Below are 13605 nucleotides of genomic sequence, written 5' to 3'. Positions count from 1 at the left end.
CCTATTATCCTTCCATCATAGAATACGGTTTCATTAAAAAGCAAAAATCCGGCTCAAAAAAAGTATGCAGCTAAAAAATATGCTGCATACTTCTTTTACGTCTATTTTCCAACAAAATCGTTGCGAGAAGCTGCTCGAGATTTTCTAAAAAATCCAGGGACTAGCCTCTTGCCAATACGTTCTTTAATTTACGCGCTTTTTTCTCAAGTAGCCATATATACACACAGAGACGGTCATCACTGCCCCAATCAGTACATAGCTTACATTCGCTTGATCACCCGTTTTTGGGTACGACTTTCCCGTGTAGGTCTCTCCACCTCTAGACACCCCTGTATAGAAGGTTGTCGTCTTTTGCTGACTGTTTCCATGGTTATTCGTTGGTGCTGCAGAATTCTTTTTGTACACATAAGTGACGGTTTGTTCTTTATCCGTGAAGAACCCTTTTTCATTTTCAGGTGTTTTTATCAACGTATACCCCTCAATTTTTTTAGCTTCTGACGTGTAGGCCTCATTGATTTTTCCTGACAATAGAATGGCGTCAGCCACTGCTTTTCCAGAGTCATCCACGTAGTTCACAGTGACCTTCTGAGCTTGATCCGGTTTCACAGGTGTCGGTGTATTTTTCGTATAAATGTACGTGACTGTTTGCGGTTCTGACGTGAAAGCACCCTTTGCATTCCCTTGAATTTCTTTGAATGTGTACCCGTCGATCGCTTGTTGTTCCGTCGTATACGTTTCTCCGACATTCCCAGACTTCGTTGCGTCGGGTGCAAGCTTAGTTCCCTCTTTATCTTGATACTTCACCGTGACGTCGCCCCCAGCCACCGGGATGACTGGATTTTTCGTATAGATATATGTCACTGTTTGCGGTTCTGACGTGAAGACACCCTTTGCATTTCCTCGAACCTCTTTAAACGTGTACCCTTCGATCGCCTTTTGTTCCGTCGTATATGTTTCCCCGATATTCCCAGATAATGTTTCATTCGAAACATCCGCAATTTGATTACCCGCCGTATCGACATAGTTTACTTTCACATCGGCACCCTTCACGGGGTTCTTAGAATATACATAGGTGACTGTTTGCGGCTGGTCGCTGAATACGCCAGTCGGACTTCCTTGAACTTCTTTGAATGTGTACCCGTCGATCACTTTTTGTTCCGTTGTGTATGCTTCTCCAATGTCCCCAGACTTCGTTTCATCGGGTACAATCTGATTTCCTTCCGTATCCTGATACTTTACAGTAACGTCCCCGCCGGCAACACCATAAGGTTTGAAATTGACTGTCAGTATGTGATTAAGGATTCCTGAAACAGAACCGCTGGATAAATTTGTTTGAATGTATGGTCCATCTGGAAAATGTGTAGCTTCACTTGTATTCTCGAAATGCTGTCCTGCCAAGTTGTCGTAATCAACATTGGTATTCGTCAGAGTAAAAGTTATTCCGTCCATCGCAGGAATCCCTGTATAGCTCAACGTGTCTGTCGGCATACTAATATATAAGTTGCTGTAATCGATCCCAGTTCTAAAATCCGTCAGTCCTAAGTCTTCATAGCTGATAAAAAAATTCTTATAATTAGTTTCATTCAAATTAATTGTAAGGTTCCGATTGTATACATTATGTGGATCGATTGAAATACTTTTGAATTGTGAGGTGAATGCCGCATCTAATCCATTAGGAAAAAGGGTCGTAAGATCACCATCTACTACGAGTGAGGTCTTACTTACCAACGCAGAATTCGATAGATAGTTGTTATCGGCAAATAAAAGCGACGTGTAGCCACTTATTTGAACATCAGAAGAATATTGCAGGCCTTCAAAATTTCTTATCGAGTAATACGGATTTGCAGTGGAACTGGCTTCGAAATCAATTTCTGAGGAAGCAAGAAGGTCTTTGGTTATCTGATTCGGATCACTTAAATTCAATGCTTGAGCAATGTAATTTTGGAGATTTTTATCCGGCATCCAAGAATCTATAGGTTCTGCTCTGTTACTCGTTGCATCCCTCTCTGATAAAGAAGGATCACTTTCAACATAGGCTCCGACCGTCGGAGTCGTTGATTCATCTGTTGCAGCTCCCCATACAGTTTGTATCGGATACACACCTTGTAAAAGCAGTACGATTATAATTAGTTTGACACTCTTCTTCATGTTTATCCCTCTTTCCATCTTTTCCCCTTTAGCGCTCCCCATCAGAAACAGTGATTCGGTGAAATATTTTCTTAATTATACAGTGAGGACCGCTTCCCGTTACGCCAAAAAAAAGGCGAAAAAATGAAAAAAATGTCATAGTTCACGTCACTCACTCTAAACTCGCCTAAAAACCAAGCGAAAGATGTCCCATTGATTCCCGCTAGCAGGGCGCTAAAAGTAAGCAATTTAATTGTGACATAATGATCTACTATGTTATATTTGTTAAAATTTTATTAGAGTGATGGAGAAATCAATGGATGACTACTTTTTAAATCGTGAGCAAAAAGCCACGTTAAACCTATTGAATTATGTTCTGTCTAGTCAAAAACAGGCTCATTCGAATAAAGAAATCATGGACCACTTGCATCTATCCGGGACTTATTTAAACAAATTGTATGAATCCTTGCACGCGCTAAGCCAAATATATCCAGAGTTCGAGTTTCAGGCCTCTTCTAAAGGATGCCTTGTCCACTTTAACGAGGAGTTTTCTCTAAGCAAGATACACAACTCATTTTTAAAATCCAGTATTGAATACAAACTGTTAGAAGAATTATTTTATGATCGCTTCGATAATCTTACCGCTTTTTCACATAGAGTGAATTTTAGTGTCCGTACGGTTCAACGTGCCATTGAAAAATTAAAAAAGCTATTGTCCCATTACAATCTATCCTTGAATTTTTTCAAACAAAGGCCTTTGGAAGGACAGGAATTTATCCTCCGATTCTTTTTCGAACGGTTGCAATGGGAGCTGTTCGATGAGACTTTGTTCATTCAATCTATGACTCGCAGTTCTGTAAATACTCGCTTATTTGACCGATTGAAGCAGCATCTTCCTTGGCTAAACGAGATTGATTACTTACATGTAATAAACATTATTGAGATTTCTACCTTGAGGATTCGCAAAGGGCATTTCATTCAGGATCTGCCGCCATCTATCTATGAAATTTCGAATCCGCAGATAACTTTTGATACCTTTAAAAAAACCATAATCCGGCCACATTTCATACAATTTCAACAAATAACAGTTGATTTTGAAAAGGAAGCTGTTTACTTATATAGCCTTCTTTCGTTGGCCGTCGATACGACTGGCAATACGGACGAGCCTTCAGTGATCACTAGCAATAAACAGTACATAGAAATATCCGATTTTTTCTTGCACCTTGTTCAAAAATCCCTTTCTAAACAAGTAAGCCAAACAGATAGAAACGACATTCAGCATCATTTTTTGTCTCTGTTCATTCGATTTACTCTTTTTAGGACCAATACGACGATCAGTCCGGCTCTTTTGGAGAAACAGGACCCTAACAATGAGTCCATTCATACGCTTTTATCTTGGGTCTTGGATAGATGTGCGACCAATTATTCAAAATATAAAACTATTTTTTTAGACCCCTTGTTCACTTATAGAGTGCTGTCCTTTTTTAAATGCATCATAAAAAAATACTTGCCTACAATTAAGATCTTGCTTCTGTCAAAAAATGGTCCTATCGAAGTTCTTAATTGGAAAGAAGAGCTGAAGCAGCTCAATGGAGGAAAGATCGAATATAAAACTCAAAACCGTGACATTGACCTGATACTCTCAGATTTTCCGATCGACAAGCTGACCCATAGAAAAAACTCGCCGGTAGCCAAATTTTTAATATGGGACCCCGCTTTACAGGAAAAGAACGTAAACAATGTGGACCGATTAATCCAAAAAATCCAAAAGGAAAAATTAGAAGAACTGTTTCAAAGCATCTGATTGCTTTGAAACAGTTCTCTTTTAGCGGCAATAGCCACTCATTATCCATATTCCTTGTATCTAACAGCCGGGTTTGGCATCAATGAAGAAAGATGCACCCTTACCTCTTTTCAACGAACCACATCCTGCCTGTTTTAAAAACAAACGTAGCGAACTAGTCGACCGCTAGTCTAATCTCATAAGGTTCGATTCCAAAAAGCTGTGTCAAAATCTGATTGACCTGCTTAAATAAAGCTTCCGTCTGGTCAAAGCGCTGCTTGGTTTGGAGGTGCTGACCCTGCGCCTGATAAAGGATCTGATCCCCAAGGATTTTAGGCTTTATCACCTGCGCACCCTTTTTCAAAACGACCTCTTCTTCACTGATCCCTACAGGAATGATCGACTCGCGCCAGCCATTTTTTAGCGCGATCGCTTGGACTAACGAGGGAACATCTAACTGGTCCACTATTGCGGAGCGCTGGTCTTCAAAATGGATCGTGAAGGTCTCCGTGTTTTGCAGCCCGCAGGCATTGCAGCCGCCCTCTATCAAAAAAGCTTTGCTGGAGATCGCTGCTCTAGGCATCCTGTGCCCTCACTTCTTCGTAGATTTTCGCCAATGACGCGGCATCTTCGGTCTCAAATGAAGAGACAACGACATCCGCATGAGCCAAATCCTGCTTTGGAAACGCTGGATTCGCGAATCCCACACAGACCATCCCTGCATTGCGAACTGCGCCCGTTCCATTCTTTGTGTCTTCGATCCCTAAACAATGTTCAGGGCGAATCCCGATACGTTCCGCTGCTGCTAAATACACATCGGGTGCCGGCTTCGAATGGGTAACTTCCTCTGTGCTGACGACCTCTGAAAAATACTCCGACAAGCCGATCTCCACTAAGTTCTTTTTGATTTCCGCCAATGAAGAAGACGACGCCACCGCCAATTTCAAGCCGCCCTCATACAAACGCTTCACGAACGCTTGAGCATGAGGAATCACCTGTACGCCATCTCGCTGGATCATCTCTTGACGCAGCGCGGTCATCTGTTCCACATATTCCGGTACCGACAACGGCAATGAAAATTCTTGTTTCATTTGCTCCCACATATAGTCGCTCGTCGTTCCCATGAACTGAAAATGGTAACTCTCCTCCACCTCATGGCCCGCTTCTTTTAAAATCTGTGATTTACTTTGGAAATACGTATATTCAGAATCAACCAATACACCATCCATATCGAAAATAATCGCTTCTAACATTGATACCCTCCTTGAACCTCTTGTATAAGATACATTCTTGGAATAGTTTACCATAGGAAACGCTTTAATGAAGAATTTGTTTGGAGGATTGACAGGTTAGATCGAAGCCCCCACAGATGAATCTGCCAATTTGGTTTAGACGAGCACGCCTTGTCTTACTTTTTTACAAGGGAAAATCCTCTATTTTCGCAACGTTTGCTTCACCTTGTCAACTGGCAAATTTACCAAACACCCCCCAAATTTACCAGTTAAAACGCTGGAACCCGCATTGGACCGTTTCAAACCTGCAAATTTGGGGGGTAAACGGCAAATTTGCCGTTTGCCTTATTTTTTTGAATCCGCTATCTTTTAGTCACCGGCCGGAACCAAAAAAAAAAAAGAAAACGGAGGAACCACCATGATTCAACCATTAGGAAAAAAAGTACAAGTACAGATCGACCAAGGATTAGAAAAAATGAAACGAGTGAACTTTCAAAACGTGATCGACGACCCAACGGAAGAAGCCATTTTGGAATTAGGCGAGATTATGACCGCCTTTGCCCCAGAGAACAGTGAATTTGACTGCGTGATCTTGACCAGCCAAACAGGGTATGTGAAATAGAAGGAGGAGAAAAAATGACCAAATTAGTCGCGATTTTTAAAACCAGTGAAGGCAAGAGCCATTCGTGGAGCTACGCCAATCCCGATACGACGAAGCAGCCCAGTGAAGTCAAAGGACTGTTGGAACGCTTCGCCGGATTGAAGCTATTTAAGAAGGACAACGTCGTTTTATTCGATACGGTAGAAAGTGCCGAGTACGTCGAAACCATCGAAACACCGATTTTTTAACTAATAACCATTGAGGAGAGGTGGAGTTTTTTCCGTCCTCCTCTCAACAATAAAGGAGGACGAGATCCATGAGAGAACAGAAACTCACTTTGAACCAGAACCAATTATTCCATTTACAAGCACCGACGTTAGAAACTCGCATCACTCGTTTTTATCAACTGACACAAAACAGCAGTACCGCCATCCAATACATTTTAGCCACAAAGGTCCGCCAACAATTAGGCGCACAGGAATTCAAAGGATTCCTCAAGGATCTCGTCCGTCATTTGTTTTTACACACGAAAGCTACTCGCACGATGAAACGTTTCTTCCATTACTTTGCGGATTATTTCATGGCGCCCGAATTTCGCGCACTGCGATTGAAACTGTTCCCAGTCCGCAACTTTATGGAAAAAGCTTCGTCCCTTGTCCGTTCCCTTTTGGCTCCTGTCCGTCCCAATGAAGAAACGGAAACATCCGAAGAAACTGTAAAAATAGAAACAACCGAAACGTGAACATAACTATTAATTAACCTACCTACGCAAAATTAGAAAAGAAAGGACAACCACCCATGACCAACGAACGAACAGACTTAGTCACGACCTTCGCCGATGGCAACGGCAAACCCTTCAACTGGCGCTATACAGATGTGGATACGAACTTAACTCCGCAAGAAATGAAAGCCGCCTGCGAACTATTAACGTCACTGGATATTTTTGAAATCGACGGTGTGAAGCAATTCGATACCGTCCTTACAGGCAAACTTGTCACGAAAAAACGCCTGAAGATCTTCGAAGGCGAAAACTTAAACGAAGACCTCAACCAAAAACCAGCATTGGAGGAAAAAACAGGCTGCTTCTCCTTGCCCCTTGTGGAACGCGCCATTGAAACAGCCTTAGTTCCGATAAAGACGACCACCAACGATTTCCCGAAGGTCTCGCTGGCAGCCACTACAGCAGTCGACCAACCGTCATTAATAAAAAAACCAGTACCAACCGAAAACCAAAGCACAAGCTCTAGTGAAGAACCTGTCAGCCTTCATTCCGAATCCGCTCCCTCGTCCAACCAAGCGCAGGAGCTGAGGAGGAAGCCGCGGGAAAACCTATGGAAACGTCTGATCCATCGGAAACAAGAAAACGTGCCGGATCAAGGTCAGTGATCCCTCGTTCGTTCTTTGAAAACTAAATAATTTGCGTAGGAAAACAACCAACTGTCGTCACCCCTTCTCACCAGCGGAAGGAGGTGAGGCCTTTGAAGGAGCTGATCCGCTACATCTTAGCACCGCTCTTCGTGGGATTGGTCATTGCCCTTGTCAACCACTGGTTGCAAGAGCACGATCCGTGACGACGGGACTCACCACGAGCTGCTTCTATTTACATCTTGCTAAATGAAGCCTAGCAGAAAAAATCTGCTAGGCTTCTCAATGGTATCGTTTAATGGCTACTTTTTAAGTTCGCTATTGGTGCAATCCCTCTGCTGAAATAGAGTAAAAATATGCCATAACAAAGGCTCAAAAGTAGTACGGCAGTGATATTTTTCTCGATCGATCCTGCGTTAGAAAGCGTCGCTAATACATTGAAAGCACCGTGAAAAAGAATCACTGTGTAGATTGAGCGTTGCGTATAGTAGATTAGAGAAAAGACAAGGCCTAACAGCAGAGCATTGATGATTTGTAACCCGACTAAGATGCTCGCAGTTTCAGGATTCAAACTACTTGCCATGTGCAGCACTCCGAAAACGAGACTAGAAAAAAGAAGAAAAACTTTTGGCGATTGGTTTCTTAAGACATACAGAAAGATTCCGCGAAAGACCGTTTCTTCCACAAATCCAACCAACAGCATTTGCACCATGATCAAAGCCATCGTTGACAGCGGCAATTGATGATTCACACCGAAGAGGCCCGGTTGGATCAACACGATCACTGTCATAAAAAGAAGCATTCTTTTGTTTAGCGGCGGTTTTTGAAACCCAAAGGCGCGCAAGGTTGGCTCTTTTTTCTTCATATAAAGGACACTTGCGACTCCGCAGATCGAAAAGGCCATTATCTGGCAGACAATGATGCCGTTATCGTTCAAGTTGAACACGATCCCTGCGGCTGAAAATAGGCTGATGACCCCGGTCAGTGCCACGGCTGCACCGATTAATTTAAGGTATTTTTTGTATGATTTATCCATTTGAATTGCCTCCTGTTTGCTTTTTTTATACTATAGCATGCAAAAAAAGACGAAAAACCAGTATAATTCCTGTATACAGGAATCGGCGAAGGGAGACAGTATGAGGGAAGAAATCATAAAAGACATTCGGAAACAAAAAGGCCTTACTCAAAAGGAAGTCTATACCGGCATTGCTTCTAAAACCTTTTACAGTGATTTTGAAGCTGGAAAACATTCTGTGGAAGTCTCGAAATTCCAAGGCTTTTTGAATAATCTTGGAATCAGTCAAACTGAATTTGATTATTTTAGAGACAGCCGTGAGAAAAATGAAGAGAAGCTTTTAGACCTTGAGATTGACCGTTTGTATAAACACGGGGAATTCGAAGCCCTTTATGACCTCTTCGAAGACTATAAGCAGCATCCCCATACAGAAATGCGGTATTTGGCGCTCAAGGCTTACTTGCTGGTACTGATCACGAACACAAATTTTTATAAGTTTTCGCGAGCACCGTTTTCGGAGATTCGTGTATATCTAGACAACACGAAGATGTGGACGTTAAAAGAGATCAAATTAGGGAAGTTGATTCTTCTTTCGTTTTCTGAGAAGGAGAAGGCGGAGGAGGCACAGCTTTATAACCGGCTGCTTGATGAATTAGCTAAATACGAAGCATTCGATTCTAACGTCTATTATAAAGAAATCGGCGATCTCTATTTTAACCGGATTCAATGGCTATTAATGATCCATGACATTTCTGAGGCCGTAGCTGCGTTGCTGCTGTATGGCGATGCCATCGCCAAGGCAGACGACTTATACTTGTCTTTACAATTTCGTTTTATCACCTGTCTGGTGAATACCTATTTGGATTACCCCACCTATTCACGCGAGTTGAATAGTCTAATGGAACAATTAGATCCGATCCCCACCTCTGAAACCCATTTTTACAAAATAATTTCTCAGCTGCATCTGGAAAAAGCAAAAAATTATTATCAACGGTATCAAGAATAATCTTTAAAAAAAGAACGATGCTTGGAGGGTTCCCCCCTCTCTCGCAGTCGTTCTTCTTATTTTTTAAACTATAGGCGGTATTCTGGAACAGAAATGGCGATTTTTTTCCATTTCTCCGCCACTTCTTCTGCTGTTTGACAGTTCTGTCCTTTGATGTCCAGAGGATAATCGACCTCTGCGCCTTCTTGCCAACGAATCCCATGAAATTGACCATTGCTTGCACGTAGAATCCAGGCGGATTCATGACACTCCGACGATGCTAAGTAAACGACGCCTGGAACGACGCTCTCGGGCTTTAGATCCAACGGCTCTCGATCGGCGCCCCACATTCGAGTCCGCGCAACTGGTGAAACAGCGTTTATTTCGATCCCTATTTGGCGACTCTCATTTGCCAGCACGTTCATTAGACCGATTTGACTGAGTTTTGTCACAGCGTAGGCTGTCAGGCCTGGTTTTGCGTATTCGGGATATATTGCGCGACAGGAGGTGGTGAGTACGATCCGTCCATAGTTTTGCTGTTGCATCTGAGGCCAGACTGCTTGGGTCAGCCAGATCGGCGCTTCCATTTGAACGGCGACGGCGCGTTGGAGAAATTCCGGTGTCAGCTCTGTGATGCTTTGATAACCAACCCAGCCGGCATTGTGGATCAGAATATCTACGCGACCAAATGTGTCTATCGCTTCTTGCACAAGTGCGTGACAGCCTTCCCGTGTATTGATCGTCGTTTCAACGGCACGTACAGAGCCACCTTGTGCACGAAGCTGTTCTGCCGCTTTTTGTACGATCGTTGGATCATCGCCACATCCATCTACGTTCGTTCCGCTGTCTTGGATAAGCACGTGGGCACCTCTTTTGGCTAGTTCTTGTGCATACGCAAATCCCAGTCCTCGAGCACCGCCAGTGATGATGGCTGTTTGATTGTTGAAAATCATGGTTCGTCACCTGCTTTCTCTGTTTTCCTTATCAAAAAGATACGACCTGGATGATGTTAAGCGACAGTAGCTATTTTTACAGAGCTGCCCGTAAACGCTCTTATAGCAAAATCTGAAAAGAATAGCACGTTCCAATCTTTTGTGAACAGCACACCTTTTTTTGAGTATTGTTTGTTTCTCACTCTCATTGTAAACTGGATTTGATGATAAGAAAAATAGCAAAAACCGATGACAGTTATCTGAAAAAAAGATTGTTATAAGAGGAGGCGGAGGCGTTGGAATTACGTCAAATTCGTTATTTTGTTGTCTTAGCTGAAGAACTGCATTTTGGACGAGCAGCGAGTAAAATCCCTATCGCACAGTCCGCACTCAGCCAGCAAATCAAGAAGCTCGAAGAGGAATTAAACGGTCAATTGTTTTATCGGGACACGCATCAAGTCCTGCTGACAGAGGTTGGCGAAGTCTTTTTGAAACAGGCAACAAGCATACTGACAGCTGTTCATGAAGCAGAAGCAGCCGTGGAACAAACGATCAGCGGCGAGCACGGCACGTTGAGGATCGGCTTTGTCGAGGCCGCTCTATGGGATATTTTGCCGACGTTGATCCACTCCTATAAGCAAAAATATCTTCACGTAGACATTATTCCGCACCAAATGACTACCGCTATGCAGCTAGATGCGTTAATACAAGATCAGATTCAACTTGGGATCGTTGGTTCGCAACGCCCTGACCCGGCTATTCAATACCATCTGATTCGTGAAGAACGCTGCTTACTAGCACTTCCCCCTACACACCCGCTGACCAAAAAAGGGACGATAGCTATTCACGATCTCGTCAATGAACCCTTTGTCGCAATACGTCGAGAAGCTGGCGCCTTTTATTTTGATCAATTTATCCAGACCTGTATGGCGAATGGCTTCAGTCCAACTATCGCTCTGACCGCTGACAATATGCAGTCACTGTTGGCATTTGTCGCAGCTGGGATGGGCATTGCTTTGATTCATGAATCTTCCAAAAATAGTCGCTTCGATCTTTGCTATCGCGAAGTTGAAGGAAATATTCCAACTCTCTACAACCTTTTTTTCGCTTGGAAACATCAGAATACAGCCAATGCACTGACTCACTTTTTAAACGAAGCGTTGCCCCTCTTCCCTGACAAACCGAATGCGACCTAACCAAACAACGATTCCCCTATTGATTGGAAGCGGAAAATCCCCCGACATCTAAAAATGCCGGGGGACACGACTCTCGTCTGCTATTCATTTATCACAATTGGGCATATCGTTATGTTTTTTCTGACTTTAACTGCTGTAGAATTTCTACTTCTAACCCTGTCGCTTCTGAGATTTTTTCCATCGGAAGCCCCATCTCCAGTAAATTCAAAGCAATTTTACGCTCTCCTTCAGCCTTACCTTCTTTATGTCCTTCTTCATGTCCTTCTCTATGTCCTTCTTTGCGTCCTTCAGCTTGGCCCTCTTTCCTACCCTTTCTAAGGCCTTCTTCATGTCCGTAGTCAAAACCTTCTACTTTTGCAGATGAGATCACGGCGTCATTGATGTCTTTTGCTTTATTGATCCTTGTAATCATCGTTTTCTCCTCCTCGTTTAATTTGAAGTAATTGATTTTTTTCTGGGCTTCTTTGATATAGGCAGGCGCTTCTTGCAATGCCTCCCCGGTTTTTAAAAAGTATTGCCAGTGGTACGCTTTACTATCCTTTTCTATATTCTTGTTTTTGAGGCTTAAAAAGCAGAGTGTCAGCAGTTCTTTGCCTTTGCCTCCAACAAAAGGGCGCTGTGTCGTCTTGTTGAGTAGGCGGTATGTTTGCAGGGCGTCTTGTTCCTTATCAAACAAGTGGAAATCAATAATGTTGATGCCATAGGCGGGACGCAAGGCAGAAAAATTATTTTTCACGACAAAATCCTCCGACTCCCTGTTTCCAAAGGGGGCACGAAAGGCTTCCGTCAAGTAGAACACGGTCCGCTCTTGGAAGAACTGATGAGGCTGTATCTGACACTCGATCGTCGCCTGGCTGCCATCCTCGGCAACGGCTAATATATCCACTTCTGTCAGCCCAATTTCTAAGTGCTCGTATGATTTTTTGTAACTATCGATATGGTATGTTTCTTTTGGCGTGAGGGTCTTGAATTCAATGTCCAACAGGTCTTTGACAAAATTTCGAAGGATGTTCGCGGAATCTTCGGAGGTCAGCATTTTCTTAAAGATCAAATCGTTTGTGGGTAAGTACTCTAGCATATCATCACGGCCTTTCAGAATAGTAGTCTCGCGGCTATCATGAAAAGCGTTTTCTCGCCCTCATTATAGCACGCTCAAATAAATAACATCTATCCTAAAATACGCCAAAAGAAAGAAATTTTTTTCGGTTTCTATTCCCTTTTGAATACAAAAAAACAGCAACCCTGAAAAGCGGCTGCTGGTATCTCTTTTATAACGTCTCTTCGATCGATTTTTCTGGAATAAACCACATTAATAAAATTAGCACATTGACGATCAGCACAGCGATCGGTGCAATCAATTTTCCTAAGACCAAGGCGACGATCGCTAATGTGATGGAGAGATACAATTTCGGGTAATGCTTGAACAATTTTCCGATTTTAGACTCTTTCCCATTCACCCGCACAAGCGCTCGGACCAATAAATAATAAGCAAAATCTGTTCCTAAAGTGACCAAGCCATATAATGCCTGCGGCGCCCATTCAAAGGGGTAGTCCCCGACCCACGCGGTGACATACGGGAACAAGGTCATCATCAAAATCAAAAAGTTGTTGGCCCACAGGACCCATCCGTCTACTTTTCGAACCAATTGAAAGAGGTGGTGGTGGTTGTTCCAATAGATCGCCAGGCTTATAAAGCTGATCAGATAGATGATAAATTTATGCTCCATATGTAAAAATGCAGACCAATCTGACCCATTCGGCTCATGCAATTCTAAAACCAACAACGTCATAATGATCGCGATGACCGCATCCGTAAAAGCTTCAATTCGTGACTTCGGCATATCCTTCTACTCCTAACCAATTAATTACTAATAAAAAATAAGTTCATTTTCCTGTGTTCATTAAACAAAAGAATCTCTAGAATATCAAGGAATCCGTCACTCTCTATCATAATCCTCAAATCTCATTAGATTCTTTCCATGAAATGCCTTCTTTTCTATAGATTCTTATATTGTTGCCTACAAGGTAGCATATCCGCCGAAAGATTCCGATAAATACGTCTTAAGTTGGACGAAACAGGAAAAAAATTTTGCTAAACTATGGTTAAGATATAAACAAATGGAAAGAAGGAATGAAAAATGATGAAAGATTATCCTATGGTTGTACGAATTTTAGCTGTTGTCGGCTTTTTCCTAGTTGCTAGTTTGGTTTTAAGTATTGTTGGTCCAATTCTTTCTGGCCTATTGCACCTCTTCTTTAAGATCGGTATTCCGCTAGCGATTGCCTACTTCCTAGTTACTTGGTTAACCAAACGTCGTGGCCGTCGAACCTATTAAACACTAAAAATGCCAAAAACGTCGAAAGCAGCG

At 42.7% G+C, this 13605-nt stretch carries 16 protein-coding genes; 9 read left to right on the top strand and 7 right to left on the bottom strand.

Translation table 11 applies throughout. From position 1 onward, the window contains the following. Positions 1 to 183: 183 nt before the first annotated feature. Complete coding sequence (locus tag A5868_RS00360) at positions 184 to 2148, bottom strand: MucBP domain-containing protein (protein WP_176281382.1); 1965 nt, start codon at positions 2146 to 2148, stop codon at positions 184 to 186. Between the two features lie 295 nt (positions 2149 to 2443). Between A5868_RS00360 and A5868_RS00355 the strand changes: the two genes are divergently transcribed. Further along, on the top strand, positions 2444 to 3931 hold the full coding sequence (locus tag A5868_RS00355; RefSeq protein WP_176281383.1) for a helix-turn-helix domain-containing protein: 1488 nt from the start codon (positions 2444 to 2446) through the stop codon (positions 3929 to 3931). Between the two features lie 154 nt (positions 3932 to 4085). On the opposite strand, the gene A5868_RS00350 is transcribed toward A5868_RS00355, so the two are convergent. Next, a complete protein-coding gene (locus tag A5868_RS00350; protein WP_086305974.1) occupies positions 4086 to 4493 on the bottom strand; it encodes a DUF4809 family protein in 408 nt (135 codons plus the stop codon). Next, positions 4486 to 5163, bottom strand: a complete 678-nt coding sequence (locus A5868_RS00345; protein ID WP_086305975.1) for an HAD family hydrolase — start codon at positions 5161 to 5163, stop codon at positions 4486 to 4488. The genes A5868_RS00350 and A5868_RS00345 overlap by 8 nt, the downstream gene beginning before the upstream one ends. A gap of 397 nt (positions 5164 to 5560) precedes the next feature. On the opposite strand from A5868_RS00345, the gene A5868_RS00335 reads away from it, so the two are divergent. From A5868_RS00335 to A5868_RS18730, 5 genes are all read left to right on the top strand, one after another. Beyond that, a complete protein-coding gene (locus tag A5868_RS00335) occupies positions 5561 to 5764 on the top strand; it encodes a hypothetical protein (protein WP_086305977.1) in 204 nt (67 codons plus the stop codon). A 14-nt stretch (positions 5765 to 5778) separates the two neighbouring features. Further along, positions 5779 to 5991, top strand: a complete 213-nt coding sequence (locus A5868_RS00330; protein ID WP_010782225.1) for a DUF2922 family protein — start codon at positions 5779 to 5781, stop codon at positions 5989 to 5991. 68 nt (positions 5992 to 6059) lie between these two features. Then, a complete protein-coding gene (locus tag A5868_RS00325) occupies positions 6060 to 6485 on the top strand; it encodes a hypothetical protein (RefSeq protein WP_086305978.1) in 426 nt (141 codons plus the stop codon). 56 nt (positions 6486 to 6541) lie between these two features. Then, on the top strand, positions 6542 to 7129 hold the full coding sequence (locus A5868_RS00320; protein ID WP_086305979.1) for a DUF2922 family protein: 588 nt from the start codon (positions 6542 to 6544) through the stop codon (positions 7127 to 7129). A 92-nt stretch (positions 7130 to 7221) separates the two neighbouring features. Next, the gene (locus tag A5868_RS18730; protein WP_114525190.1) at positions 7222 to 7314 is read left to right on the top strand and encodes a type I toxin-antitoxin system Fst family toxin; all 93 of its coding nucleotides are present in this window, start codon (positions 7222 to 7224) and stop codon (positions 7312 to 7314) included. Positions 7315 to 7403: 89 nt separating this feature from the next. Here the strand turns inward: A5868_RS18730 and A5868_RS00315 are convergent, their stop codons facing one another. After that, entirely contained in the window at positions 7404 to 8144 is a 741-nt protein-coding gene (locus A5868_RS00315) for a CPBP family intramembrane glutamic endopeptidase (protein WP_086305980.1), read from the bottom strand. 100 nt (positions 8145 to 8244) lie between these two features. On the opposite strand from A5868_RS00315, the gene A5868_RS18870 reads away from it, so the two are divergent. Further along, positions 8245 to 9129, top strand: coding sequence for a helix-turn-helix domain-containing protein (locus A5868_RS18870; RefSeq protein WP_176281384.1), 885 nt, complete (start codon positions 8245 to 8247; stop codon positions 9127 to 9129). 68 nt (positions 9130 to 9197) lie between these two features. Here A5868_RS18870 and A5868_RS00305 read toward each other — a convergent pair whose 3' ends face one another. Continuing rightward, positions 9198 to 10061: an SDR family NAD(P)-dependent oxidoreductase gene (locus tag A5868_RS00305; RefSeq protein ID WP_086305981.1), complete on the bottom strand. Its 864-nt coding sequence runs from the start codon at positions 10059 to 10061 to the stop codon at positions 9198 to 9200. Positions 10062 to 10336: 275 nt separating this feature from the next. Between A5868_RS00305 and A5868_RS00300 the strand changes: the two genes are divergently transcribed. Further along, a complete protein-coding gene (locus A5868_RS00300) occupies positions 10337 to 11236 on the top strand; it encodes a LysR family transcriptional regulator (protein WP_086305982.1) in 900 nt (299 codons plus the stop codon). A gap of 109 nt (positions 11237 to 11345) precedes the next feature. Here A5868_RS00300 and A5868_RS00295 read toward each other — a convergent pair whose 3' ends face one another. Further along, a complete protein-coding gene (locus A5868_RS00295) occupies positions 11346 to 12314 on the bottom strand; it encodes an Rpn family recombination-promoting nuclease/putative transposase (RefSeq protein WP_086305983.1) in 969 nt (322 codons plus the stop codon). A 190-nt stretch (positions 12315 to 12504) separates the two neighbouring features. Beyond that, positions 12505 to 13077 (bottom strand): TMEM175 family protein, encoded by a 573-nt coding sequence (locus A5868_RS00290; protein ID WP_010782233.1) that lies wholly within the window; start codon positions 13075 to 13077, stop codon positions 12505 to 12507. Positions 13078 to 13374: 297 nt separating this feature from the next. Between A5868_RS00290 and A5868_RS00285 the strand changes: the two genes are divergently transcribed. Then, a complete protein-coding gene (locus A5868_RS00285; RefSeq protein WP_086305984.1) occupies positions 13375 to 13572 on the top strand; it encodes a hypothetical protein in 198 nt (65 codons plus the stop codon). The last annotated feature ends 33 nt before the right edge of the window (positions 13573 to 13605 follow it).

The sequence above is a fragment of the Enterococcus sp. 12F9_DIV0723 genome (assembly GCF_002174375.1).
Taxonomy (GTDB): Bacteria; Bacillota; Bacilli; order Lactobacillales; family Enterococcaceae; genus Enterococcus_A; species Enterococcus_A gilvus.
The sequence above is the reverse complement of the archived record's forward strand: the minus strand, read 5'-3'. Positions and strand labels throughout refer to the sequence as shown.

What these genes read in the sequence shown, in the direction of transcription:
- A5868_RS00360 (WP_176281382.1), bottom strand. Translation starts at nt 2,148, where the DNA reads ATGAAGAAGAGTGTCAAACTAATTATAATCGTACTGCTTTTACAAGGT.
- A5868_RS00355 (WP_176281383.1), top strand. Translation starts at nt 2,444, where the DNA reads ATGGATGACTACTTTTTAAATCGTGAGCAAAAAGCCACGTTAAACCTA.
- A5868_RS00350 (WP_086305974.1), bottom strand. Translation starts at nt 4,493, where the DNA reads ATGCCTAGAGCAGCGATCTCCAGCAAAGCTTTTTTGATAGAGGGCGGC.
- A5868_RS00345 (WP_086305975.1), bottom strand. Translation starts at nt 5,163, where the DNA reads ATGTTAGAAGCGATTATTTTCGATATGGATGGTGTATTGGTTGATTCT.
- A5868_RS00335 (WP_086305977.1), top strand. Translation starts at nt 5,561, where the DNA reads ATGATTCAACCATTAGGAAAAAAAGTACAAGTACAGATCGACCAAGGA.
- A5868_RS00330 (WP_010782225.1), top strand. Translation starts at nt 5,779, where the DNA reads ATGACCAAATTAGTCGCGATTTTTAAAACCAGTGAAGGCAAGAGCCAT.
- A5868_RS00325 (WP_086305978.1), top strand. Translation starts at nt 6,060, where the DNA reads ATGAGAGAACAGAAACTCACTTTGAACCAGAACCAATTATTCCATTTA.
- A5868_RS00320 (WP_086305979.1), top strand. Translation starts at nt 6,542, where the DNA reads ATGACCAACGAACGAACAGACTTAGTCACGACCTTCGCCGATGGCAAC.
- A5868_RS00315 (WP_086305980.1), bottom strand. Translation starts at nt 8,144, where the DNA reads ATGGATAAATCATACAAAAAATACCTTAAATTAATCGGTGCAGCCGTG.
- A5868_RS18870 (WP_176281384.1), top strand. Translation starts at nt 8,245, where the DNA reads ATGAGGGAAGAAATCATAAAAGACATTCGGAAACAAAAAGGCCTTACT.
- A5868_RS00305 (WP_086305981.1), bottom strand. Translation starts at nt 10,061, where the DNA reads ATGATTTTCAACAATCAAACAGCCATCATCACTGGCGGTGCTCGAGGA.
- A5868_RS00295 (WP_086305983.1), bottom strand. Translation starts at nt 12,314, where the DNA reads ATGCTAGAGTACTTACCCACAAACGATTTGATCTTTAAGAAAATGCTG.
- A5868_RS00290 (WP_010782233.1), bottom strand. Translation starts at nt 13,077, where the DNA reads ATGCCGAAGTCACGAATTGAAGCTTTTACGGATGCGGTCATCGCGATC.
- A5868_RS00285 (WP_086305984.1), top strand. Translation starts at nt 13,375, where the DNA reads ATGATGAAAGATTATCCTATGGTTGTACGAATTTTAGCTGTTGTCGGC.